This window comes from Phycicoccus sp. Soil802 (genome assembly GCF_001429605.1).
Lineage (GTDB): Bacteria > Actinomycetota > Actinomycetes > Actinomycetales > Dermatophilaceae > Pedococcus.
Genome location: NZ_LMSS01000002.1, coordinates 400,408 through 423,831, shown reverse-complemented (window position 1 = coordinate 423,831; position 23,424 = coordinate 400,408). Strand labels below are relative to the sequence as shown.

Below are 23,424 nucleotides of genomic sequence, written 5' to 3'. Positions count from 1 at the left end.
TCCCGAATTACCTCGACCGGGCGGAAGGCTGCGCGCGGTGTCGGCGGACCGCCCACACGGCGATGGCCACCACCACGATGAGCGCCACGATCCCCGCCGCTCCACGCCCGAGCCACTTCTCGACCCGGTGGTACGACTCGCCGGCGAGGTAGCCGGCGGTGACAGCCGTTGCGCCCCAGGCGATTCCGCCGATCGCGTTCCAGGGGAGGAACACGCGGTAGCGCATGCCGGACAATCCTGCGAGCGCCGGCATGACCGCCCGGAAGAACGCCGTCCACCGGCCGAGGAAGACGGCCGACCCACCCCGGCGACGAAGGAACTCCTGCGCGGAGTCGAGCTTCTCCTGACGACGCTCGAGGATCTTCAGCCCCATCACCCGCGGCCCGAACAGCCGCCCGATCTCGTAGCCCACGGAGTCGCCGATGATGGCGGCGAGGATGACGACGACCAGCACCCAGGCCAGCGACGTGTGGCCGAGGCTGGCGGTGACCCCGCCGATGATCGCGAGGGTCTCGCCGGGCAGCACGAACCCCACGAACAGCGCGTCCTCGGCGAAGACCACCAGCGCGACGATGAGGTAAACGAGCCACGGCGGCGAACCCAGCACCTGGTTGACCAGGCTGTTGATGATTCCGCTCACGCGCGCTCCCCCGGCTGGTCGACTGCGCCGCCGTTGCGGTGTCCCTCGAAGAATGACAGCAGCAGCTGAGAGCACTCTGAGGCCCGCACCCCACCGACGACCTCGACCCGGTGGGTCGCCCGCCGGTCGCGGACGATGTCCCACACCGAACCGGTCGCGCCGAGCTTGGGGTCCCACGCACCCAGCACGAGCCGAGAGATCCGCGAGAGCATCAGGGCGCCGGCGCACATAGGGCACGGTTCGAGCGTGACGACGAGCGTGCAGTCCTCGAGCCGCCACTCCCCCAGCGCTCGCGCGGCGGCCCGGAGCGCGACGATCTCTGCGTGGGCGGTCGGGTCGCCCTCGACCTCGCGCAGGTTGCGCCCCTCGCCGACCACCTCACCCGACGGCGACACCACGACGGCTCCGACCGGGACGTCGCCGTGGCGGCCCGCAGCTGCGGCAAGGTCGAGTGCCAGGCCCATCCACGCGGCATACCGCTCATCGACCGAGGGTCCGCGGGTGGAGGTCACGCGCTAAGTTTCGCCTATGCGCGTCCACGTTGCCGACCACCCGCTCATCACGCACAAGCTGACCTACCTGCGCGACAAGCGCACGGACAGCCCGACCTTCCGGCGGCTGGCCGAGGAGCTGGTGACGCTGCTGGCCTACGAGGCCACTCGCGACGTGCGGGTCGAGCCGTTCGACATCGAGACGCCGGTCGCCCCGACCACGGGCATCAAGCTGTCCAACCCCAAGCCGCTGATCGTGCCGATCCTGCGCGCCGGGCTGGGGATGCTCGAGGGGATGGTGCGCCTGCTGCCGAGCGCCGAGGTGGGTTTCCTGGGGATGCAGCGCAACGAGGAGACGCTCGAGGCGATCACCTACGCGAACCGGCTGCCCGACGACCTCAGTGGACGCCAGTGCTACGTCGTCGACCCCATGCTCGCCACCGGCGGCACGCTCGTCGACGCCATCCGCTACCTCGCGGACCGTGGCGCCGACGACATCACCGCCGTCACCCTGCTGGCCGCCCCGGAGGGGATCAAGCACGTCGAGGAGTCGCTCGCCGACCTCGACATCCCGATCACGATCGTCACCGGCGCCCTCGACGAGCGGCTCAACGACAAGGGTTACATCGTCCCCGGCCTGGGCGATGCGGGCGACCGCCTCTACGGCGTGGTCTGACCGCCGATACCGTATGCCGCGTGGCCGGGGCGCGCGGCGCGCCTCACCCGTTCGGCCAATGGCATCGGTCAGGATGGACCCGGTGGTGCGCCTGACGGGCGCGCCCACCGCACGACAAACCCCCCTGATCCAGTGCGGACTTCAGCCACAGAGGTCCCGCCCCACCGAGGAGATGAGCATGACGCGCGTGAAGAAGATCGTGCTCTGGGTCCTCGTCGCCTTCGCGGCCTACGCCATCTTCACGTCTCCCGACCAGGCAGCTGACATCGTCAGGACGTCGTGGGGCATGATCGTCGACGGCGCTCGCAGCATCGGCAACTTCTTCGACGCCCTGCTCGGCCGCGGGTAGTCCCCCATGGGCCCGACGCCCAGTCGTAGCGAGATCGAGCGCTACCTCGTCGACGGTGAGCGCATCGTGTTCGCAGTGCACCAGCACTGGGGCAGGGTCGCCGAGCCGGTCGGGTCCGCCCTTGCCGGGCTCGCTGTCGCGGGATGGCTCGACGCCAAGCTGGCCGCAGACTTCAACCTCCTCAGCACGCTGGCGTGGTGGGCGTGGTTCGCGCTCGTGCTGCGCGCCGGGTGGAAGGTCGTCAACTGGCGGCACGACTGGTTCATCGCCACCGACAAGCGGCTGCTGCTCTTCCACGGGTTCATCACCCGGCGGGTCCCGATGATGCCGCTGACCAAGGTCACCGACATGGCGTACGAGCGGTCGGTGCCCGGGCGGATCTTCGGCTACGGCCGGTTCGTGCTCGAGTCCGCCGGTCAGGACCAGGCGCTGCACAAGGTCAGCTTCGTGCCTGACCCCGACCACCACTACCGCATCATCTGCTCCGAGATCTTCGGGGTGGGCGAGCGCAACCCGTTCGACGACCACTACGGCGACCCGTACGACCTGCCCTTCGAGGGACCGGACGACCGCTGGGACGACCCGCCGTCCGGCGGCGGCGGTCCGTCGCGAGCGGGGCGTTCGGGTGGCGGCCTGCCCGACCCGTATGCCGGGTGGGACGACCCGCGGCACAGCCCCGCCGCGCCGACGTCCCCGACCTCGCGAGCGCAGGGTTCGCTCTACCGCAGCCCCGACCTGCGCGCCCGCGACCGCAGCGCCGACACCGGCCCCATCCCGCTCCGCCCCCGCCGCCGCGTCGACCAGGACGACTGAGCCCGCACCGTCTCACGCGCCAGACGTTTTCTTGACTCATTCAAGACAATGCGACAGGCTCGGGTCATGCCCACGACGGTCGAGCTCGAGCAGGTGCTGCGCGGCGCCGAGCTGCGGGTGACGAAGCCCCGGGTCGCGGTGCTGACCGCGGTGCACGACCACCCGCACGCCGACACCGACACCATCATCGGCGCCGTCCGGGCCGGGCTCGGCGACGTCTCGCACCAGGCCGTCTACGACGTGCTGCGCGCCCTCACGGCAGCCGGGCTGCTGCGGCGCATCCAGCCGGCCGGATCGGTGGCCCGCTACGAGGCCCGCGTCGCCGACAACCACCACCACGTCGTATGCCGCGGCTGCGGCACGATCGCCGACGTCGAGTGCGCGGTGGGCGAGATCCCCTGCCTCACCGCGTCCGACAGCCAGGGCTTCGTGATCGACGAGGCCGAGGTCGTCTACTGGGGCCTGTGCCCCGACTGCGCGAACGGTGGGGCGACGACCGCGCCCGCCAGCGCCACGAGCGCGCCCGTCGCGACCACGCGGCATACGCACCAGCCCGCCTCCTGACCAACCAACCCAGACCTGACCATCGCCCTGCACTCGCCCAACCGTGGAAGGAACCACATGTCGGACACCGACCAGCCCCTGACCCCCAACGCCCGAGCCGACGAGGCCAATGCCGCCGGCTGGGACCCCGACCAGCCGCTGACCGCGGAGACCAACCCGCAGGCCGACGGGGTCACGACGGACAGCGCCGCCGAGGGCAAGTGCCCGGTCGCGCACACCGCGACCCACCCCACCCAGGGTGGCGGCAGCAACCGCGGCTGGTGGCCGGACCGGCTCAACCTGCGGATCCTCGCCAAGAACCCCGTGGTGGCCAACCCGCTCGGTGCCGACTTCGACTACGCCAAGGCGTTCCAGGCCCTCGACCTCGCGGCGGTCAAGCAGGACGTCGCCGAGGTCCTCACCACCTCGCAGGACTGGTGGCCGGCCGACTTCGGCAACTACGGCCCGTTCATGATCCGGATGGCCTGGCACAGCGCCGGCACCTACCGGATCCGCGACGGCCGCGGCGGTGCCGGTGCCGGGCAGCAGCGGTTCGCCCCGCTCAACAGCTGGCCCGACAACGCCAACCTCGACAAGGCCCGGCGCCTGCTGTGGCCGGTCAAGCAGAAGTACGGCCAGAGCCTGTCGTGGGCCGACCTGATGGTCCTCACCGGCAACGTCGCCCTGGAGAACATGGGCTTCCAGACCTTCGGCTTCGCCGGTGGACGCGAGGACGTGTGGGAGCCCGACGAGGACGTCTACTGGGGCCCGGAGACCGAGTGGCTCGGCGACGAGCGCTACACCGGTGACCGCGAGCTCGAGAACCCGCTCGCCGCGGTCCAGATGGGCCTCATCTACGTCAACCCGGAGGGCCCCAACGGCCAGCCCGACCCGCTGGCCGCGGCCCGCGACATCCGTGAGACGTTCCGCCGCATGGCGATGAACGACGAGGAGACGGTGGCACTGATCGCGGGTGGCCACACCTTCGGCAAGACCCACGGTGCCGCGGACCCCCACAAGTACGTGGGTGACGAGCCCGAGGGCGCCGAGCTCGCGGAGCTGGGCCTCGGCTGGCGCAACTCGTTCGGCACCGGCAAGGGCGCCGACACCATCACGAGTGGCCTCGAGGTGACCTGGACCCAGACGCCCACCCAGTGGAGCAACCACTTCTTCGAGAACCTCTTCGGCTTCGAGTGGGAGCTCACCAAGAGCCCGGCGGGCGCCCACCAGTGGAAGCCGAAGGACGGCGGCGGCGAGGGCACCGTCCCGGCCGCCCACGACGCCTCCGCGCGGATCGCCCCCAACATGCTCACGACCGACCTGGCGCTGCGCGTCGACCCGGTCTACGAGCAGATCTCGCGTCGCTTCCTCGAGAACCCTCAGGAGTTCGCGGACGCGTTCGCCAAGGCGTGGTTCAAGCTGACCCACCGCGACATGGGCCCCGTCGTCCGCTACCTCGGCCCCGAGGTCCCGAGCGAGGTGCAGATCTGGCAGGACCCGATCCCCGCCGTCGACCACGACCTGGTCGACGCGGCCGACGTCGCCTCGCTCAAGGAGCAGATCGCGGCGTCGGGCCTCTCGGTGGCCGACCTGGTCTCCACCGCCTGGGCGTCGGCGTCGACGTTCCGGGGCGGCGACAAGCGCGGCGGCGCCAACGGTGCCCGCATCCGCCTCGAGCCGCAGAACGGCTGGGACGTCAACGACCCGGCCCGCCTCGCCTCGGTGCTGCGGACCCTCGAGGGCATCCAGGAGTCGTTCAACGGTGCGCAGTCCGGCGGCAAGCGGGTCTCGCTCGCCGACCTGATCGTGCTGGCCGGAGGCGTCGGCGTGGAGCAGGCCGCCAAGGCCGGCGGTCGCGACGTCGAGGTGCCGTTCACCCCGGGTCGCACCGACGCCAGCCAGGACCAGACCGACGTCGACTCGTTCGCCGAGATGGAGCCGCGGGCCGACGGGTTCCGCAACTACGTCGGCAAGGGGCTGCGACTTCCCGCGGAGTTCCTGCTCGTCGACCGCGCGAACCTGCTGACCCTCAGCGCCCCCGAGATGACCGTCCTCGTCGGCGGCCTCCGGGTGCTCGGGGCCAACCACCAGCAGTCCACGGCCGGTGTGCTCACCGACCGGCCGGGCACGCTGACGAACGACTTCTTCGTCAACCTGCTCTCCATGGACACCACCTGGCGGGCCTCCGCTCCGGACTCCGCGGCATACGAGGCAGTCGACGCGTCCGGCGCCGTGAAGTGGAACGGCACGCGCGCCGACCTGGTGTTCGGATCGAACTCCGAGCTGCGCGCGCTGGCCGAGGTCTACGCGAGCGACGACGCCGCCGACAAGTTCGTCACGGACTTCGTCGCGGCCTGGGTGAAGGTCATGGAGCTGGACCGCTACGACCTGGTCTGAGCCCCACGGCTCAGCCTCAGCAGCACCGCAGCAACACCGCACCGACGACGTCCGGGTCGGCCCGCAGGGGCCGGCCCGGACGTTTCGCATGCCGGATCGCCGAGGAGCGCAGCACCCGCACCGGCGCTAGGTTGGCTGGACTCCGGGTCGCGGCGCTGCGGCTCGGCTCCGAGCTCGGGAGGCGCGCCGATGTCCATGTTCCGCACCAAGTCAGTCGAGCAGTCCCTGCGTGACGGCGACGAGCCCGAGTACCAGCTGAAGAAGCGGCTCACCGCACTCGACCTCACCGTCTTCGGGGTCGGCGTCGTCATCGGTGCCGGCATCTTCACCGTGGCGGGGCGAGCGGCCAAGGAGCTGGCCGGTCCCTCGGTCGTGCTGTCCTTCGTGGTGGCCGCGGTCTGCTGCGGCCTCGCCGCGCTCTGCTACGCCGAGTTCGCGTCGTCGATCCCCATCAGCGGCTCCGCCTACACGTTCTCCTACGCCAGCCTCGGTGAGATCATCGCCTGGATCATCGGCTGGGACCTGCTCCTCGAGCTGATGCTGGGCGCCAGCGTGGTGGCGCAAGGCTGGTCGGCCTACCTCGGCGTCTTCCTCGACCACCTCGGCCTGGCCATCCCGGAGTCCGTGGCCTACGGGTCGAGGTTCGACCTCCCGGCCTTCCTGCTCGTCGTCGTGCTGAGCATCCTGGTGAGCATCGGCATCAAGGAGTCCTTGCGCGTCAACCTGGCCCTGGTCGCACTGAAGGTCTTCATCGTCCTGTTCGTCATCGTCGCGGGCATCGGTTTCATCAAGTCGGCCAACTACTCCCCGTTCATCCCCCCGAGCCAGCCGGCCAAGGCGAAGTCCTCCCTTGAGTCGCCGCTGATCGAGTGGGCATTCGGCTTCGCACCGTCGCACTTCGGGATCCCCGGCATCCTCGCCGCCGCCTCGTTGGTGTTCTTCGCCTACATCGGTTTCGACGTGGTCGCGACCACGGCCGAGGAGGCCAAGAACCCCAAGCGAGACCTGCCGATCGGCATCATCGCCTCCCTCGTCATCTGCACCGTCCTCTACTGCGCCGTGGCGATCGTCCTGACCGGCATGGTGCCGTTCACCGAGCTGTCCACCGAGGCCTCACTGGCCACCGCGTTCGAGAGCGTCGGGAAGTCCGGCTACGCCACGCTCATCTCCGCAGGAGCCGTGGCGGGCCTGACGACGGTCGTCATGACCCTGTTGATCGGCACCTCCCGCGTGGTCTTCGCGATGTCGCGCGACTGGCTGCTGCCGCCGTGGCTCGGCAAGACCAACCACCGCACCGGCACCCCGCTGCGCATCACCGTCATCGTCGGGGTGGTCGTGGCTCTGGTCGCCGCCCTCACCCCGGTGGGCAAGCTCGAGTTCATGATCAACATCGGGACGCTGTCGGCCTTCTTCCTCGTCTCACTCGCGGTGCCCGTTCTCCGTCGGCGCCGTCCGGACCTGCAGCGGCCGTTCCGGGTGCCGTTCTCGCCCGTGGTGCCGTGGGTGTCCGCAGCCATCTGCGCCTACCTCATGCTCACCTTGCCGGTCGAGACGTGGATCCGGTTCCTCGTCTGGATGGCGCTCGGGTTCCTGATCTACTTCGCCTACGGCTACCGCAGCAGTCGCCTGTCGGGGAACCCGAAGAAGGGCGAGCTGCCCAGCATGACGAGCACCTGAGGCGCCGGGGGGGTTGCTGGCTCAGCCCCAGCTGGCTGCCTTGGTGAGGCAGAACGGGTGACCATCGGGGTCCCGCAGCACCACCCAGTCGGTGGACGGCTGCGGCTCGGCGCGGGTCGCGCCCAGCCCGGTCAGGGCCTCCTCGGCTGCCGCCAGGTCGTCGACGGCGAGGTCGAGGTGGAACTGCTTGGTGCCCGAGGCGTTGGGCCACCCCGGCGCCGTCCAGCCCTCGACCCGGCCGAACCCGATCCGCTGTGTACCGTTCACCACCATGCCGTAGTCGCCGTCGGCGTGGGCCACCTCCCAGCCCAGGGCCGCCGCCCAGAACCTCGCCTCCCGCTCAGGGTCCGCACAGTCGATCGTCGTCATGGCCAGGGTCGCGGGTGCGCTGCTCGAGGTGGTGGGGGTCATGCGTCCTCCTGCTGTCGTCAGTGGTCCTACTCCCCCCGACCTTCCTAGACTCGGCCCGTGGCGGCTAGCACAAACACGACAGGCCGGACGCCGTCGTCGAAGGGCGTGCTGCGACCGGAGCAGATGGCTCGCCACGTGGCCTTCGACGAGACCGCGCCCACCGCCGGGGCTGCGCCCTGGGTCGAGCGGGTGTGGTCCGTGACATGGGACCTTCCCGAGGGCGTCGAGCACGTCAACTCGATCGTGCCGCATCCTTCGGTGAGCCTCACCGTCGAGCGCGGCGAGGTCGACCGCGACGGGGCGCCCGGTCCGGGCGTGTGGGTCACGGGGGTGACCACCCGGCGCTTCGACGCCGTATGCCGCGGGCGCGGCGGAGTGGTCGGCGTCAAGTTCCACCCGGGTGGGTTCAGTGCCCTCACCGGCATCCCGGCGGCCGAGCTCACGGATCGCAGTCGGCTCGCCGACGGGCTGGTCCCGGGCTCGGCGTCGCTGGCCGACCTGCCCCTCGATGCAGGGGCGGCCTGCCCTGCACTGTGCACCCTCGTGGAGGACCTCGCTCGTGGTCGTGGGCCCGACCTCGGCTACGCGCAGGTGGGTCTCGTGGTCCAGCACCTCCAGGACCCGTCGGTGACGCGGGTGGACGACCTCGCCGACCGGTGCGGGCTGTCGGTCCGCAGCCTCCAGCGCCTGCTTCGCCAGTACGTCGGGGTCGGACCGAAGTGGATGGTCGCCCGCCGCCGGCTGCACGACGCCGTGGCGACGATCGACTCGGGGTACGACGGCTCGCTGGCCGACCTGGCCGCTGCCGCAGGGTGGTACGACCAGAACCAGTTCGCCCGCGACTTCACTGCGCTCGTCGGCACCACGCCGAGCGCCTACCGCGACCGGGCCACCGCGGACTGAGGCGCCGCGGACTGAGGCGCCGCGGACTGAGGCGCCGCGGACTGAGGCGCGATCTGGAACGTAGCCACGCGGCATACGGCATCGTGGGAGCCATGCGACTCTCGGTCGTCCTCGACGGACGTGACCTGTCCCTGCTCGTGCCGTTCTGGTCGGCGGCGCTCGGCTACGACGCGGTGTTCTCACTGCCTGAGTTCGAGGTGCTGCGGCCGCGCGAGGGTGAGCCGCCCGGACCGGTGTTCATCCTGCAGCGGGTGCCGGAGGAGAAGGCCGGCAAGAACCGGATGCACGTCGACGTCCACCCGCCCCTCGACCTCGGCGTCCCCGCCCTGGTCGACCGGCTGGAAGCGTTGGGCGGCAGGCGGATCGGCAAGCCCGTGACCGACCTGCTCGAGGCGATCGACACCTGGTGGCAGGTGATGGCCGACCCCGAGGGCAACGAGTTCTGCGTCGTCGCCGACCAGGGCCACCCGCCTCCCGCGTAGCCAGAGTCGGCGAGTTTGAAGGATCCGGCGGGCCCAGGCGCGGCGGATCCTTCAAACTCGCGGTGTGGCGGGGTTACAACGCCTTGATGATGTCCTCGACGCGTTCCTTGGCGTCGCCGAAGAGCATCTGGCTGTTCTCCTTGAAGAACAACGGGTTCTGCACTCCCGCGTAGCCGGTCGCCATGGACCGCTTGAAGACGACGACGTTGCGCGCCTTCCAGACCTCGAGGACGGGCATGCCGGCGATCGGGCTGCCCGGGTCCTCGGCGGCCGACGGGTTGACCGTGTCGTTGGCGCCGATCACGAGCACGACGTCGGTGTTGGCGAGGTCGCCGTTGATCTCGTCCATCTCGAGCACGATGTCGTAGGGGACCTTGGCCTCGGCGAGCAGGACGTTCATGTGTCCGGGCAGCCGGCCCGCGACCGGGTGGATCCCGAACCGGACGTTGACGCCCTTCTTGCGCAGCTGTGAGGTGAGCTCGGCGACGGGATACTGCGCCTGAGCCACCGCCATGCCGTACCCGGGCGTGATGACGACGGTCGAGGCGTCGCGCAGCAGCTCGGCGACATCGGCGGCGATGGTCTCGCGGTGGTCGCCGTAGTCGGTGTCGTCACCGACCGAGACCTCCTGGCCGAACCCGCCTGCGATCACGGAGAAGAACGACCGGTTCATCGCCTTGCACATGATGTAGGACAGGATCGCACCGGAGGAGCCCACGAGGGCGCCGGTGACGATGAGCAGGTCGTTGCCGAGCATGAAGCCCGCCGCGGCAGCGGCCCACCCGGAGTAGCTGTTGAGCATCGACACGACGACGGGCATGTCGCCGCCGCCGATCGAGGCCACCAGGTGCCAGCCGAACGCCAGCGCGATGACGGTCATGAGCAGCAGCGGGACCACCGAGTGCGACTGCACGAACCACACCAGCAGCCCGGCCGACACGACGAGCGCCGCGAGGTTGAGCCAGTGCCGCGCCGGGAGCATCAGCGGCGACGACTTGATCCGGGCGCTCAGCTTGAGGAACGCGACGATCGACCCGGTGAACGTCACCGCCCCGATGAAGACCCCGATGAAGACCTCGACGAGGTGCAGCTTGTCGTCGGTGCCGGCATCGCGGGACTCGAGGTAGGAGCTGTAGCCGACCAGGACCGCCGCGAGCCCGACGAAGCTGTGCAGCATCGCGACGAGCTCGGGCATCTGGGTCATCTCGACGACCCGGGCCCGCCACAACCCGATCGCGGCACCGACCGCCATGGCGACCGCGATCAGGGCGATGGTGAGCGCCGGGTGGGCCGCCCGGTCGACCGACAGCCAGATGGTGGCGCCCAGCGCCAGGACCATGCCGGCGACGCCGAAGGCGTTGCCCTCCTTGGCCTTCTCGTGCTTCGAGAGCCCCGCCAGTGACAGCACGAAGAGCACGGCGGCGATGATGTATGCCGCCTGGACGAGGTTCGTGGTGACGTTGCCGCTCATACCGGTTCAGTCCTTCCGGAACATCTGGAGCATCCGGCCGGTGACGGCGAACCCTCCGAAGATGTTGATGCTGGCCACCAAGGTGGCGAGGAACGCGAGGGCCTGGATCACCGCGTTGGAGCTGCCGAGCTGCAGGACTCCGCCGACCAGGATGATGCCGCTGATCGCGTTGGTCTCGGCCATGAGGGGCGTGTGCAGGGCGTGGGCGACGTTGGAGATGACGTAGAACCCGACGATGACCGCGAGCGCGAAGACCGTGAAGTGGCCGAGGAAGACCGCGGGTGAGTTCGCTGCGATGACACCGAAGACCACTGCGGCCAGCGCCATGCCCACGTACTTGCGCCGCGGGTCCGGCGGCGGTTTGGGGGCCTTGGGCTCGGGCGCCGCCTTGACCGCGGCGACCGGGGCCGCGCTGACCTGCACGGGCGGCGGTGGCCACAACGTCTCGCCGTCGCGACAGACCGTCATGCCGCGCTGCACGACGTCGTCGAGGTCGAGGACGACGCGACCGTCCTTGCCGGGGGTGAGCAGCTTGAGGAGGTTGACCAGGTTGGTGCCGAACAGCTGGCTGGCCTGGGTGGGTAGCCGCCCGGGCAGGTCGGTGTAGCCGATCAGCTTCACGCCGTTCGCGGTCGTGACGACCTGGTCGGCGACGGTGCCCGCGACGTTGCCACCGTTCGCGGCGGCGAGGTCCACGACCACCGAACCGGGCTTCATCGTCGCCACCATCTCCTCGGTCAGCAGCCGTGGCGCGGGCTTGCCCGGGATGAGCGCGGTGGTGATGACGATGTCGACGTCCTTGGCCTGCTCGGCATACAGCTCCGCGGCCTTGCGGTTGAAGTCCTCGCCCATCTCCTTGGCGTAACCGGTGGCGGACGGGCCCTCGTCCTCGACCTCGATCCGCAGGAACTCGGCGCCCATCGACTCGACCTGCTCGCCGACCTCCGACCTGGCGTCGAACGCCCGCACCACCGCGCCCAGGCTGCTGGCCGTGCCGATCGCCGCCAGGCCGGCGACCCCGGCCCCCACGACGAGCACCTTCGCCGGCGGGACCTTGCCGGCCGCGGTCACCTGACCGGTGAACAGCGAGCCGAACTCGTGGGCCGCCTCGATCACCGCGCGGTAGCCACCGATGTTGGCCATCGACGACAGCACGTCGAGCGACTGCGCGCGAGAGATGCGGGGCACCGCGTCCATCGCGAGCGCGGTGACCCCAGCTGCGGTGAGCTTCTCCACCAGGTCGGGGTTGAGCGCGGGCGAGACCAACGAGGCGAGCAGCGACCCGGGCCGCAGCCGCCCGATCTCCACGTCGCTCGGCGCGTTCACCTTCAGCACGACATCGCTGGTCCAGGCGTCTGAGCCGTTGACCGCCGAGCCACTGACCGCCGAGCCGTCGACCGCCGAGCCGTCGACGACGGAGGCGCCGGCCGCGGCATACGCGTCGTCGGAGAAGGAGGACCTCGCACCGGCGCCGCGCTCGACCACCACGTCGTACCCGAGGCCGATCAGCTGGCCCACGGTCTTGGGCGTGGCTGCGACCCGGGTCTCACCCGGCTTGGACTCTGCTGGAACTCCGATGCGCACTCTTGCTCCCGCCGCTGGCCGTGACTGTGCAAAACCTGCCGTGACCTCGCCAAACCTAGGGGGTGAGCCGCTGCGATGGCACGGCAATGTGAGCACAGTCGCGCCCGCCGTCCACACGGTGGACGGCGGGCGCGCTGCTGGCGGGGTCGCTCAGACGAGGCCGACGACGATCAGGGTCATCAGGACGATCAGCGTGACGGCTCCGAGGAACAGGCCACCGCCGATGTCCGACTGGCTCTCGGCATACGGGCGGTTGTCGTGCAGGTAGTCGTGGGGGTACTTGTGGGCGGCGTGACGGCTCATGGATCCGCCTCCTTTCAATACGATACGGAGCGTATCGTAATCGAGTCCGGCTGGTCAACCGGCGATGAGTTCCAGCGCACTGGCGGGTCGATACTGATGACCCGAGGAGGACCAGTGACGGACCAACCGCCCGCCGACCCGACGCAGGCCGAGCACGCCACGCCCCCGGCGCCACGCACCGCCGCACGGCTGCGGTGGAGCGACCCGTTCATGCCGACCTTCGTGCAGCTGCTGGCCAACGTCCTGCTCGTCTCGGTCATCAACTTCACCGTGTGGTTCGCCATCACGTTCTTCGTCTACCTCGAGACCCGGTCGGTCTTCGCGACGGGCATGATCGCCGGGATCTTCCTCGTGGCGACCATGCTCACCGGCATCTGGTTCGGGAGCCTCGTCGACCACCACTCGAAGAAGGCCGTCATGCAGGGGTCGGCCCTCGCCTCGGTGGTGCTGTACGCCGCGTCGTTCGGGCTCTACCTGATCACCCCACGCGAGGAGTTCCGCGACCCGACCAGCGTGCGGCTCTGGGTGTTCGTGGTCCTGCTGATGACCGGCATGATCGCCGGCAATCTCCGCACCATCGCGCTGCCGACCGTCGTGACGGCGCTCGTCCCCGAGCACCAGCGAGACCGCGCCAACGGCCTGGTCGGCACCACGTCCGGGGTCTCGTTCCTCGTCACCTCGGTGATCAGCGGCCTGCTCGTCGGCGCCAGTGGGATGTTCGGCGTCCTGGTGCTCGCCCTCGTGGTGCTCGGCATCGCGCTGGTGCACCTCGCACTGATCCGCATCCCGTCCGCCGTCGACGACGCCGCCGACGGGGCCGACCACAAGGTCGACCTGCGCGGCACCGTGCAGGTGGTGCGCGGCATACCAGGCATGCCCGCGCTCATCGTCTTCTCGACGATCAACAACTTCCTCGGTGGCGTCTTCATGGCGCTCATGGACGCCTACGGGCTGTCGATGGTGTCGGTGCAGGCGTGGGGCCTGATCTGGGGCGCCCTCAGCGGGGTGCTCATCGTCGCCGGGCTGCTCATCACGCGCACCGGTCTCAGCTCCAACCCGGTGCGGCTGATCCTGCTGATCAACCTCGCCCTGTGGACGACCACGGTGGTCTTCCCGATGCGCAACTCCATCGTCTGGCTGACCGTCGGGATGGTCGTCTACATGGCGCTCATCCCCTACGTCGAGGCGTCCGAGCAGACCGTGCTGCAGAAGGTCGTGCCCTACGAGCGGCAGGGCCGGGTCTTCGGGTTCGCCCAGAGCGTCGAGCAGTCGGCCTCGCCGTTGACGGCGTTCCTGATCAGCCCGATCACGCAGTTCGCGTTCGTGCCGTTCATGACCGACGGGCGGGGCGCCGACTGGATCGGCGGGTGGTTCGGCACCGGCCCGACGCGTGGCATCGCCCTGGTCTTCGTCCTCGCCGGGCTGCTCGGGCTGGCGCTGACCACCTACGCCCTCACCAGCCGCTTCTACCGCGACTTGCGCGACCGGTATGCCGCAGCGCCGGCTCCCAGCGAGCCACAGCCCACCCCAGCCTCGTGAACCTGAAGGATCGTCAGGACCAGGGTCCTGACGATCCTTCAGAGTCGAGCGGGTCAGGCGGAGGCGCCGCCGACGTCGCCGTGCGGGACGGGCTGGCCGAGCCGGCCGGCCTGGTAGTCCTCGAACGCCTTGCGGACCTCGGCCTCGGTGTTCATCACGAACGGACCGGCCCAGGCGACGGGCTCACGGATGGGGAGGCCGCCGAGCACGACCACGTCCAGGCCAGCGGCATACCGCTCCTGCTGGGTGCGGGCCGAGGAGATCTGGAGGGCGTCGCCGGGACCGAACACGGCCAGCTGGCCGGGACCGACCGGGGTCTGGTCGGGCCCCACGAAGCCGTCGCCGCTCATGACGTAGACGAGGGCGTTGAAGTCGCGGCGCCACGGCAGGGTCAGCTCGCCACCGGGGGCGACGGTCGCGTGAACCATGGCCATCGGGGTGTGTGTCGAGCCGGGTCCGGCCACGCCACCGACCTCACCGGCGATGACGCGCAGCAGCGAGCCGCCGTCGGCCGAGGTGAGCAGGCCCACCTCGCTCGAGCGCAGGTCCTGGTAGGCCGGCGCCTTGAGCTTGTCGACCTTCGGCAGGTTCACCCAGAGCTGGAAGCCGTGGAACAGGCCACCACTGACGACCAGGTGCTCCGGCGGGGCCTCGATGTGCAGGATCCCCGACCCGGCGGTCATCCACTGGGTGTCGCCGTCGGTGATCGTGCCACCGCCGCCGAACGAGTCCTGGTGGTCGAAGATGCCGTCGATGATGTACGTGACGGTCTCGAAGCCGCGGTGCGGGTGCCACGGGGTGCCCTTGGGCTCACCCGGTGCGTACTCGACGGCGCCCATCTCGTCCATGTGGATGAACGGGTCGAGGTCGCGCAGGTCGACGCCGGCGAAGGCACGCTTCACCGGGAAGCCCTCCCCCTCGAACCCACTGGGCGCGCTGGTCACCGAGCGGACCTTGCGCTGCACCGCAGCCGGGGCCACGGCGGGCACCCGAGGCAGGACGGTGAGGTCGGCGACGGAGACAGCAGGCATGGTCACTCCCGATCTAGTTTGAATTTCAACTATCTCGTACAACCACACCCATGGTCAAGCCATTCCCCGCGCTGCCTCACCTGCCCCGACGCGCCTGTTGGAAGCGGAACGCCCGGAGATCCGGTAGTTCCGCTTCCGACAGAACGGGGGTGACTCGGATCAGACCTGCCGGGGCCGGTCGTCGGCTTCGGTGCCGTCCGGGTCGCCGTCGCGGTCAGGGGTATGCGGTTCGGTCACCTCGCGGTCGCCCGCCACCTCACGGTCCTCCGCCACCTCGCGGTCGCCCACCTCACGGTCCTCCGACACCTCACGGTCCTCCGCCACCTCACGGTCCTCCGCCGCCTGGCGGTCTTCCGGCACCTCGCGGTCGCCCTTCTCGCTGTCCGCGTCGAGCGTGCGGCCGTCGGCCTCGACGACGTCGACGTCGGGGTCGCGCTCGTCGGCCCGCCGCAGGTGCTCGTCGCGCTGCGCGCCGGCCTGGGCGGCGTCCTCCGCACGACGCTGCGCCTCGGTCTCGAGCTGGGCGGCTCGCGCCTGTTGCGCCTCCGCCTCGGCCCGGGCCTGGTCGGCCCGGGCCTGGGCTTCCGCGGCTGCGGCGTCACGCTCCAGACGCTCCCGCTCGCGCACCTCGGCTTCCGCGCGCAGGTCGGCGGCCTCGCCGCGCCTCGCCTCGACCTGTCGGCTCCTGCCCACCATGGCGAGCAGAGCGATGGCGACGAGCAGGACGATGATGAGGATGATCCAGATGACGGGTTTCATGAGCCCTCCTGGTTGGGGCCGGAACGGGTCTCCGGCTCTGGCAACGTAGGCCAGGTCTGCGGCCGCGTCCACCCAGACGGGACGGTATTTGCGCAGGTCAGAGGAGGTCAGGCGGCCGTCGCGTCACCGACGGCGTCCGGTCAGGTCGCGAGGCCGAGGTCGGCGACGGTCTTCTCCCGCATCTCCACCTTGCGCACCTTGCCGGTCACGGTCATCGGGAACTCGTCGACGATCGTGACGTAGCGCGGGATCTTGTAGTGCGCGAGCTTGCCGGTCGCAAAGGCCCGGACCGCGGCGGCATCGAGCGGCTCCGCGCCCTCCTTCATCCGGATCCAGGCGCACAGCTCCTCGCCGTACTTCTCGTCCGGGACCCCGATCACCTGGGCGTCGAGGATGTCGGGGTGGGTGTAGAGGAACTCCTCGATCTCGCGCGGGTAGATGTTCTCCCCGCCCCGGATCACCATGTCCTTGATCCGGCCGGTGATCTGCACGTAGCCGTCGTCGTCCATCACCGCGATGTCACCGGTGTGCATCCACCCGTCGACCAGCACCTCGTCGGTCTTGTCCTGCTGCTCCCAGTAGCCGAGCATCACCGAGTAGCCCTTGGTGCAGAACTCCCCCGCCTCGCCCCTCGGCAGGGTCTCCCCCGTCGACGGGTCGACGACCTTGATCTCCAGGTGCGGACCCACCCGGCCGACCGTGCCGACCTTCTGCTCGAACGTGTCGTCGGTGCGGTTCTGGGTGGACACCGGCGACGTCTCGGTCATGCCGTAGCAGATGGTCATCTCGGTGATCCCGGCGTCGATGAGCTTGGTCATCATCGTTGCCGGGCAAGGCGATCCGGCCATGATGCCGGTCCGCACCGAGGAGAGGTCGTATGCCGCGAAGTCGGGCAGCGCCCACTCCGCGATGAACATCGTGGGCACGCCATACAGCGACGTGCACTTCTCGTCGGCCGTCGCCTTGAGGGTCGCGGCCGGGTCGAAACCGGGTGCCGGAATGACCATCGCGGCGCCGTGGGAGGTGCACGCGAGGTTGCCCATCACCATGCCGAAGCAGTGGTAGAAGGGCACGGGGATGCAGACCCGGTCGGCCTCCGTGTAGCCGCACAGCTCGCCCACGAAGTAGCCGTTGTTGAGGATGTTGCGGTGGCTGAGGGTCGCTCCCTTCGGGAAGCCGGTGGTGCCCGACGTGTACTGGATGTTGATGGCGTCGTGGGGATCGAGCCCGGCCTGCACCTCGGCGACCTCCTCGGCATCGACCTCGTCGGCGCGGGCCACGAGGTCGTCCCACGAGTCCCGCCCGAAGACGTAGGAGTCCCGCACACCCGGACAGCTCGGCCGCACCTCGTCGAGCATCGCGACGTAGTCGCTGGTCTTGAACGACTCGGCGAGGAAGACCGCCGAGATGTCGGCCTGCTTGAGGACGAACTCGAGCTCGTGGGTGCGGTAGCTCGGGTTGATGTTGACCAGGATCGCGCCGATCTTCGCGGTCGCGTACTGCACCACCGTCCACTGTGCGCAGTTCGGTGCCCAGATGCCGACCCGCTCCCCCTTGGTGATCCCGGAGGCGAGCAGCGCCCGGGCGAGCCGACCCACCTCGGCGCCGAACTCGGCATACGTCCAGCGGATCCCCTGGGCGACGTCGACGAGGGCCTCGCGCTCACCGAACGCGGCCACGGTCGCATCGAGGTTGTCGGGGATGGTCTGCTCGAGCAGCGGGACGTCGGTCTCACCAGCGGTGTGCGACAGCGTGGTCATGTCGTTCATCCCACCGCGCGTCCGGCCATCCCACAACCCGTGACGCGCTCCCTTGGGACGGGTCCGCGATATCCGCTGGGGCCGGATGATCCACTCCGGGTAGCGTCGCCCCCGTCATGAGCGCAACCCTGAAGGCCACCGACCTCGCCGCCGGCCACGGCGCCAGGGCACTCTTCGAAGGGCTCGACCTCGTGGTGGGCGCCGGCGACGTCGTCGGGCTCGTGGGCGCCAACGGTGCCGGCAAGTCCACCCTCCTGCGCCTGTTGGCCGGCGAGCTGGAGCCCGAGCAGGGCACCGTCGCGCTGAGCCCGCCCACCGCCTCGGTCGGCCACCTGCCGCAGGAGCCCGAGCGCCGCTCCGGCGAGACCGTGGCCGGGTTCATCGCGCGCCGCACCGGCGTGGTCGCGGCCGAGACGGAGATGAGCGACGCCGCCCACGCCCTCGGGGAGGGCGGCCCCGGCGCCGACGACCGGTATGCCGTGGCGCTCGAGTCGTGGCTCGCGCTCGGTGGCGCGGACCTCGAGGAGCGGGCCGCCGCGACCCTGGCCGGGCTCGGGCTCGGGGTCGACCTCGAGACGCCGATGACCTCGCTGTCGGGTGGCCAGGCCGCTCGGGCCGGGCTCGCGGCGCTGCTGCTCTCGCGCTACGACGTGCTGCTCCTCGACGAGCCGACCAACGACCTCGACCTCGACGGCCTCGCACGGCTCGAGCAGTTCGTCGCGGGTCTGCGCAGCCCGGCGGTGATCATCAGCCACGACCGGGAGTTCCTGGCGCGCACCGTGACTCGCATCGTCGAGCTGGACCTCGCCCAGCAGCAGGTGGCGGTCTACGAGGGCGGCTACGACAGCTATCTGGCCGAGCGCGAGGTGGCCAGGCGGCACGCGCGGGAGGCCTACGAGGAGTACGCCGACACCCGCACGCGACTGGAGCAACGCGCTGTCACGCAGCGGAACTGGATGACGGTAGGGGTCCGCAACGCCAGGCGGAAGAAGACCGACAACGACAAGTTCGTCCCGGCGTTCCGGGCCGAGTCGGCCGAGAAGCAGGCCGCCAAGGCGCGGCAGACCGAGCGGATGATCGAGCGGCTCGAGGAGGTCGACGAGCCCCGCAAGGAGTGGGAGCTGCGGATGACCATCGCCGCGGCCCCGCGGTCCGGCACCGTCGTGGCCTCGGCCGCGGGCGCGGTGGTCCGTCGTGGCGACTTCACCCTCGGGCCGGTCGACGTGCAGGTGGACTGGGCCGACCGGATCGTCGTCACCGGCGCGAACGGGTCGGGCAAGACCACGCTGCTCGGCATGCTGCTCGGCACGGTGGCCGTCGACGAGGGCACGGCCGGGCTGGGCTCCTCGGTGCGGGTCGGAGAGGTCGACCAGGCGCGCGGGCTGTTCCTCGGGCCGCAGACGCTCGCGCGGGCGTTCAGTGACGCCCTGCCCGACTGGCCGGATGCCGAGGTCCGCACCCTGCTGGCCAAGTTCGGCCTCGGCGCCGAGCACGTCCATCGCGCCGCCGACTCCCTCTCCCCCGGCGAGCGCACGCGCGCCGCGCTCGCCCTGCTCCAGGCCCGCGAGGTCAACCTCCTGGTCCTCGACGAGCCGACCAACCACCTCGACCTGCCGGCGATCGAACAGCTCGAGCAGGCGCTCGACTCGTTCGGCGGCACGGTGCTCCTCGTGACGCACGACCGCCGGATGCTCGCCGATGTGCAGGCCACCCGTCGCTGGCACATCGAGGATGGCCGGCTCCAGGAGCTGTAGGTGAGCAGCCTCTGGGTGAGCAGCCTCTGGGTGAGCCGCGCTGGGACTGGGCGACGCGGCATACCTTGCCGGCTCAGCTCAGGAAGATGTCGGGGGCGAGGCCCTCGTCCTTGCCCGTCATGGAGTAGGCCGCGAAGTCGGCCACCCCGCGCGCCCGCAGCAGGTCCTCGTCGATGACGGTCTGGCCGTTGAGCCCCTGACCGTCGGTGGTGAGCACCTCGTAGGCCGCGTCCGCGACGATCTCCGGCTTCCGGCTGACCTTGACCATCTGGTCGCCGCCGGGGAGGTTGCCGATCGCGTCGGTCGCCACGAGCGTCGCCGGCCACAGGCAGGTCGACGACACACCCTTCTGCCCGAGCTCGTGCGCAAAACCCAGTGCTGCCAACGTCATCCCATACTTCGCCATCGTGTATGCCGGGTGGCCGGCGAACCAGCGCGGGTCGAGGTTGATGGGCGGTGAGAGGGTGAGGACCTTGGGGTCGGGGCTGGCCAGCAGGTGCGGGATCGCCGCCCTCGTCAGCATGAACGTGCCCCGGACGTTGATGTCCTGCATGAGGTCGTAGCGCTTCGGCTCGAGCTGGGCGGTCGGGCTGAGGTTGAGGACGCTCGCGTTGTTGACCACGATGTCGATCCCACCGAACTGGGCCGCCGTCTTCTCCACCGCGGCCAGCAGGAGGTCGTCGTCGCGCACGTCGCCGACGATCGGCAGGGCGTGCCCGCCGGCTGCTTCGATCGCCTCGGCCGCGGTGTGGATGGTCCCGGCCAGCCGCGGGTCGGGCTTGTCGGTCTTGGCGATCAGCGCGACGTTGGCCCCGTCGCGGGCGGCCCGCACGGCAATGGCCAGGCCGATGCCCCTGCTGCCGCCGGACATGATGATGGTCTTGCCGGAGAGCGTCGTCATGGCCGCGAGCCTAGTTACTGATCGGTAGCCCGGGAACCGCTGGCGCCCGTGGCCCTCGTCACGCGCCCGCCGGAGCCTTTTGACGGGCAGAGACGGCTTCACCCCGGAACGTTGACCTTCACCCCGGAACGTTGACCTTCACCCCGGAACCGTTCCGGGGTGAAGCACAACCTTCTCCCTAGACCCGATAAAGCTGGGGCAGGGGAGGTCAGGGGGCGGTTTCGTTGAGCAGGCGCAGGAGCCGGGCCAGGTCGGTGACGTCCTTGGCCTCCCAGCCTTCCAACCGGGCGCGCAGCCGCTCCCGACGACCCGCGAGGGTGCGATCCAGCGCAGCCGACCCGGCCGTCGTGAGCCGCACCTGTCGTGCGCGCGCGTCGGCCGGGTCGAGGATCCGCTCGACCAGCCCGAGCTCCTCGAGCGTCGTGAGGTTCCGGCTGGTCGTCGACTTGTGCAGGCCCAGGAGGTCGGAGATGTCGCCACCCCGGGCACCGCCGCCGGTCGCGGCCAGGTCGCGCACGGCGACCAGCACGACGTACCCGGCGGAGTCGAGGTCGGGGTGCACCTCGGCGGCGGTGCGCTGCTGGGCACTGCGGGCACGCCGGAGCAGTCGGGTGAGCTCGACCTCGAGTTCGCCGAGGTCCGACGTGGACGCCATGCAGGGGAGCCTATGGCAGGCGCCGCGGACCGGCGAAGGGATCCGCAGGTCACGGCCGCGGGAGCCCCGCCCGCGAGTCACCGGTGGGTTGACGACGGTCGCGGGTGATCGTATATTCCGCGTGGAATATTTCATCCGGAACACCCGGGCGCCCGACCCATGCGCCCACCCCCAGCAGCGAAGGGACCTGTCACCGCATGACGCTCAGCCCCCTCGCCATCTCCGCGCTCGCCCTGCTGAACGAGCGGTCGATGCACCCCTACGAGATGTACCAGCTGCTGCTGGAGCGCCACGAGGACCGCATCGTCCGGGTCACCCCCGGTTCGCTCTACCGCACGGTCGACCGGCTGACCGCCGACGGGATGGCCGAGGCGACCGGCACGGGCCGGGAGGGCAACCGCCCCGAACGCACCACCTACGCGATCACCGACACCGGCCGCACCGCCCTGGTCTCCCGCATCCGCGAGATCCTGCGCGAGCCGGTGAACGAGTTCCCCACCTTCGCCCTCGCCCTCGCCGAGGCGCACAACGCGCCGGCGAGCGCCGTGTGCGCCGACCTGCGCGACCACCTCAAGGTGATCGAGCGCGAGCTGTCCGACATCGACTGCCTCGTCGACAAGGCCAGGGCGCGCGAGGTCGCCGAGGCGTACTGGATCACCGCCGACTACATCCGCCACATGACCGTGGCTCAGCAGGACTGGATCAACGGCTTCATCACCCGACTCGAGAAAGGCGACCTGCCATGGCCGCACCCACAACCGTGAGGGCCGACCTCCCCGCCGACTACCGCCCCTGGCCAGCCCTGTGGGCCATGGTGATCGGCTTCTTCATGATCCTCGTCGACTCCACGATCGTGTCGGTGGCGACGCCGGCGATCATGCAGGGCCTCGACTCGGACGTGAACGCCGTCATCTGGGTCACCTCGGCCTACCTGCTGGCGTATGCCGTGCCGTTGCTGATCACGGGTCGGCTCGGCGACCGGATCGGGCCGAAGTACGTCTACCTCACCGGGCTCGCGCTGTTCACCGTCGCCTCGCTGTGGTGCGGCCTGACCGGCACCATCGAGATGCTGATCATCGCCCGCGTCGTGCAGGGGCTCGGCGCCTCGATGATGACGCCGCAGACGATGGCGGTCATCACGCGCACCTTCCCGGCCGCCTCCCGCGGCCAGGCGATGTCGCTGTGGGGCGCGACCGCCGGCGTCGCGATCCTCGTGGGCCCGTTGCTCGGTGGCCTGCTCGTCGACGGCCCCGGCTGGGAGTGGATCTTCTTCATCAACGTGCCGATCGGCATCATCGCGTTCGCGCTGGCGATGCGCCTGGTGCCCAAGCTCGAGACGCACAGCCACACCTTCGACTGGGTCGGCGTCGCACTGTCGGCGATCGGGATGTTCCTACTGGTGTTCGGCATCCAGGAGGGCGAGACCTACGACTGGGGCCAGATCACCGGCTTCCTCTCGGTGCCACTGCTGATCGTCGCCGGCCTGGTCATCTTCGGGCTGTTCATCTTCTGGCAGAGCCGGATCCGCACCGAGCCGCTGGTGCCGCTGGGCCTCTTCCGCGACCGCAACTTCTCGCTGTCCAACATCGCGATCAGCGCGGTGGGTTTCTCCATCACCGGCATGGCCTTCCCGTTCATGCTCTACGCCCAGGTCGTGCGGGGCATGACGCCGACCAAGTCAGCACTGCTGCTCGTGCCGATGGCGGTCCTGTCCGGTGCGCTGGCGCCGGTCGCCGGCAAGCTGACCGACCGCATCCACCCGCGCACGATCACGGCCTTCGGGCTCGCGCTCTGCTCTGCCTCGCTGTTCTGGCTGAGCCGGGTCACCACGGTCGAGAGCCAGACCTGGCTGCTGCTCCTGCCGATGGCCCTGATGGGTGTCGCGAACGCGTTCATGTGGGCCCCGCTCGCCGCGACCGCGACCCGCAACCTGCCGCTCTCGTCGGCCGGTGCCGGCTCAGGCATCTACAACACCACCCGCCAGGTCGGGGCCGTTCTCGGCAGCGCCGCCATCGCAGCGCTCATCGAAGCGCGGCTCACGGCGAACCTGCCGGGTGTCCCGCAGGACATGTCGCAGCGGACCTCCGGGGTGAAGCTCCCGCCCCAGCTCGCGGACGGCTTTGCCACGGCCATGTCACAGACCCTGCTGCTCCCGGCCGCCGTCCTCCTGATCGGTGTCGTCGCCGCGCTCAGCTTCACCAAGCCGACCCACTGAGCGGCACCAGATGACGTTGTTCGGAAGTTCCGCCGGGTCCTGGTCCGGCGGAACTTCCGAACAACGAGGG

Annotated in this window: 23 protein-coding genes; 12 read left to right on the top strand and 11 right to left on the bottom strand. The window is 70.2% G+C overall.

Features of this window, described 5'->3' with window-relative positions; all coding sequences use genetic code 11:
- Positions 1-7 precede the first annotated feature (7 nt).
- Both ASG91_RS05405 and tadA read right to left on the bottom strand, forming a co-directional pair.
- Entirely contained in the window at positions 8-640 is a 633-nt protein-coding gene (locus ASG91_RS05405) for a DedA family protein (protein WP_235544066.1), read from the bottom strand.
- Positions 637-1,104: a tRNA adenosine(34) deaminase TadA gene (gene tadA / locus ASG91_RS05400; protein WP_056921812.1), complete on the bottom strand. Its 468-nt coding sequence runs from the start codon at positions 1,102-1,104 to the stop codon at positions 637-639. Before tadA ends, ASG91_RS05405 begins: the two co-directional genes overlap by 4 nt.
- A gap of 64 nt (positions 1,105-1,168) precedes the next feature.
- Here tadA and upp point away from each other — a divergent pair, with 64 nt between their 5' ends.
- The 6 genes from upp to ASG91_RS05375 all read left to right on the top strand — a co-directional run bounded on the left by upp (position 1,169) and on the right by ASG91_RS05375 (position 7,586).
- Positions 1,169-1,807 (top strand): uracil phosphoribosyltransferase, encoded by a 639-nt coding sequence (upp, locus tag ASG91_RS05395; protein ID WP_056921571.1) that lies wholly within the window; start codon positions 1,169-1,171, stop codon positions 1,805-1,807.
- A 178-nt stretch (positions 1,808-1,985) separates the two neighbouring features.
- Positions 1,986-2,156 (top strand): hypothetical protein, encoded by a 171-nt coding sequence (locus tag ASG91_RS20980; RefSeq protein WP_200961228.1) that lies wholly within the window; start codon positions 1,986-1,988, stop codon positions 2,154-2,156.
- A gap of 6 nt (positions 2,157-2,162) precedes the next feature.
- Entirely contained in the window at positions 2,163-2,969 is an 807-nt protein-coding gene (locus tag ASG91_RS05390) for a PH domain-containing protein (RefSeq protein ID WP_056921570.1), read from the top strand.
- 66 nt (positions 2,970-3,035) lie between these two features.
- A complete protein-coding gene (locus ASG91_RS05385; protein ID WP_056921811.1) occupies positions 3,036-3,533 on the top strand; it encodes a Fur family transcriptional regulator in 498 nt (165 codons plus the stop codon).
- Between the two features lie 57 nt (positions 3,534-3,590).
- On the top strand, positions 3,591-5,909 hold the full coding sequence (gene katG / locus ASG91_RS05380) for a catalase/peroxidase HPI (RefSeq protein ID WP_082593930.1): 2,319 nt from the start codon (positions 3,591-3,593) through the stop codon (positions 5,907-5,909).
- Between the two features lie 189 nt (positions 5,910-6,098).
- Entirely contained in the window at positions 6,099-7,586 is a 1,488-nt protein-coding gene (locus ASG91_RS05375) for an amino acid permease (RefSeq protein WP_056921569.1), read from the top strand.
- Positions 7,587-7,607: 21 nt separating this feature from the next.
- On the opposite strand, the gene ASG91_RS05370 is transcribed toward ASG91_RS05375, so the two are convergent.
- On the bottom strand, positions 7,608-7,997 hold the full coding sequence (locus ASG91_RS05370) for a VOC family protein (protein WP_056921568.1): 390 nt from the start codon (positions 7,995-7,997) through the stop codon (positions 7,608-7,610).
- Between the two features lie 57 nt (positions 7,998-8,054).
- Between ASG91_RS05370 and ASG91_RS05365 the strand changes: the two genes are divergently transcribed.
- A complete protein-coding gene (locus ASG91_RS05365; protein ID WP_157582302.1) occupies positions 8,055-8,900 on the top strand; it encodes a helix-turn-helix transcriptional regulator in 846 nt (281 codons plus the stop codon).
- 92 nt (positions 8,901-8,992) lie between these two features.
- A complete protein-coding gene (locus tag ASG91_RS05360; RefSeq protein WP_056921566.1) occupies positions 8,993-9,382 on the top strand; it encodes a VOC family protein in 390 nt (129 codons plus the stop codon).
- A 73-nt stretch (positions 9,383-9,455) separates the two neighbouring features.
- Here the strand turns inward: ASG91_RS05360 and pntB are convergent, their stop codons facing one another.
- The 3 genes from pntB to ASG91_RS20535 form a co-directional block, all read right to left on the bottom strand.
- Entirely contained in the window at positions 9,456-10,853 is a 1,398-nt protein-coding gene (gene pntB / locus ASG91_RS05355) for a Re/Si-specific NAD(P)(+) transhydrogenase subunit beta (RefSeq protein ID WP_056921565.1), read from the bottom strand.
- Positions 10,854-10,859: 6 nt separating this feature from the next.
- Entirely contained in the window at positions 10,860-12,437 is a 1,578-nt protein-coding gene (locus tag ASG91_RS05350; protein ID WP_056921564.1) for a Re/Si-specific NAD(P)(+) transhydrogenase subunit alpha, read from the bottom strand.
- Positions 12,438-12,587: 150 nt separating this feature from the next.
- Positions 12,588-12,740 (bottom strand): hypothetical protein, encoded by a 153-nt coding sequence (locus ASG91_RS20535; protein ID WP_157582305.1) that lies wholly within the window; start codon positions 12,738-12,740, stop codon positions 12,588-12,590.
- Positions 12,741-12,854: 114 nt separating this feature from the next.
- Between ASG91_RS20535 and ASG91_RS05345 the strand changes: the two genes are divergently transcribed.
- Complete coding sequence (locus ASG91_RS05345) at positions 12,855-14,279, top strand: MFS transporter (RefSeq protein WP_200961227.1); 1,425 nt, start codon at positions 12,855-12,857, stop codon at positions 14,277-14,279.
- A gap of 53 nt (positions 14,280-14,332) precedes the next feature.
- On the opposite strand, the gene ASG91_RS05340 is transcribed toward ASG91_RS05345, so the two are convergent.
- The 3 genes from ASG91_RS05340 to ASG91_RS05330 all read right to left on the bottom strand — a co-directional run bounded on the left by ASG91_RS05340 (position 14,333) and on the right by ASG91_RS05330 (position 17,829).
- Positions 14,333-15,310 carry a pirin family protein gene (locus ASG91_RS05340; RefSeq protein ID WP_056921563.1) on the bottom strand — a complete coding sequence of 326 codons (978 nt, stop codon included), beginning with the start codon at positions 15,308-15,310 and terminating at the stop codon, positions 14,333-14,335.
- A gap of 159 nt (positions 15,311-15,469) precedes the next feature.
- Positions 15,470-16,069, bottom strand: a complete 600-nt coding sequence (locus ASG91_RS05335) for a hypothetical protein (protein ID WP_056921562.1) — start codon at positions 16,067-16,069, stop codon at positions 15,470-15,472.
- 140 nt (positions 16,070-16,209) lie between these two features.
- Complete coding sequence (locus ASG91_RS05330) at positions 16,210-17,829, bottom strand: AMP-binding protein (RefSeq protein ID WP_200961226.1); 1,620 nt, start codon at positions 17,827-17,829, stop codon at positions 16,210-16,212.
- Between the two features lie 116 nt (positions 17,830-17,945).
- Here ASG91_RS05330 and ASG91_RS05325 point away from each other — a divergent pair, with 116 nt between their 5' ends.
- On the top strand, positions 17,946-19,583 hold the full coding sequence (locus ASG91_RS05325) for an ABC-F family ATP-binding cassette domain-containing protein (RefSeq protein WP_056921560.1): 1,638 nt from the start codon (positions 17,946-17,948) through the stop codon (positions 19,581-19,583).
- A 73-nt stretch (positions 19,584-19,656) separates the two neighbouring features.
- On the opposite strand, the gene ASG91_RS05320 is transcribed toward ASG91_RS05325, so the two are convergent.
- Together ASG91_RS05320 and ASG91_RS05315 are read right to left on the bottom strand one after the other, a co-directional pair.
- Positions 19,657-20,484 (bottom strand): NAD(P)-dependent oxidoreductase, encoded by an 828-nt coding sequence (locus ASG91_RS05320; protein ID WP_056921559.1) that lies wholly within the window; start codon positions 20,482-20,484, stop codon positions 19,657-19,659.
- 208 nt (positions 20,485-20,692) lie between these two features.
- Positions 20,693-21,139 (bottom strand): MarR family winged helix-turn-helix transcriptional regulator, encoded by a 447-nt coding sequence (locus tag ASG91_RS05315; RefSeq protein WP_056921558.1) that lies wholly within the window; start codon positions 21,137-21,139, stop codon positions 20,693-20,695.
- A 197-nt stretch (positions 21,140-21,336) separates the two neighbouring features.
- Between ASG91_RS05315 and ASG91_RS05310 the strand changes: the two genes are divergently transcribed.
- Positions 21,337-21,903 carry a PadR family transcriptional regulator gene (locus tag ASG91_RS05310; RefSeq protein WP_056921557.1) on the top strand — a complete coding sequence of 189 codons (567 nt, stop codon included), beginning with the start codon at positions 21,337-21,339 and terminating at the stop codon, positions 21,901-21,903.
- Positions 21,882-23,354: a DHA2 family efflux MFS transporter permease subunit gene (locus ASG91_RS05305; protein WP_056921556.1), complete on the top strand. Its 1,473-nt coding sequence runs from the start codon at positions 21,882-21,884 to the stop codon at positions 23,352-23,354. The genes ASG91_RS05310 and ASG91_RS05305 overlap by 22 nt, the downstream gene beginning before the upstream one ends.
- Positions 23,355-23,424: the final 70 nt, after the last annotated feature.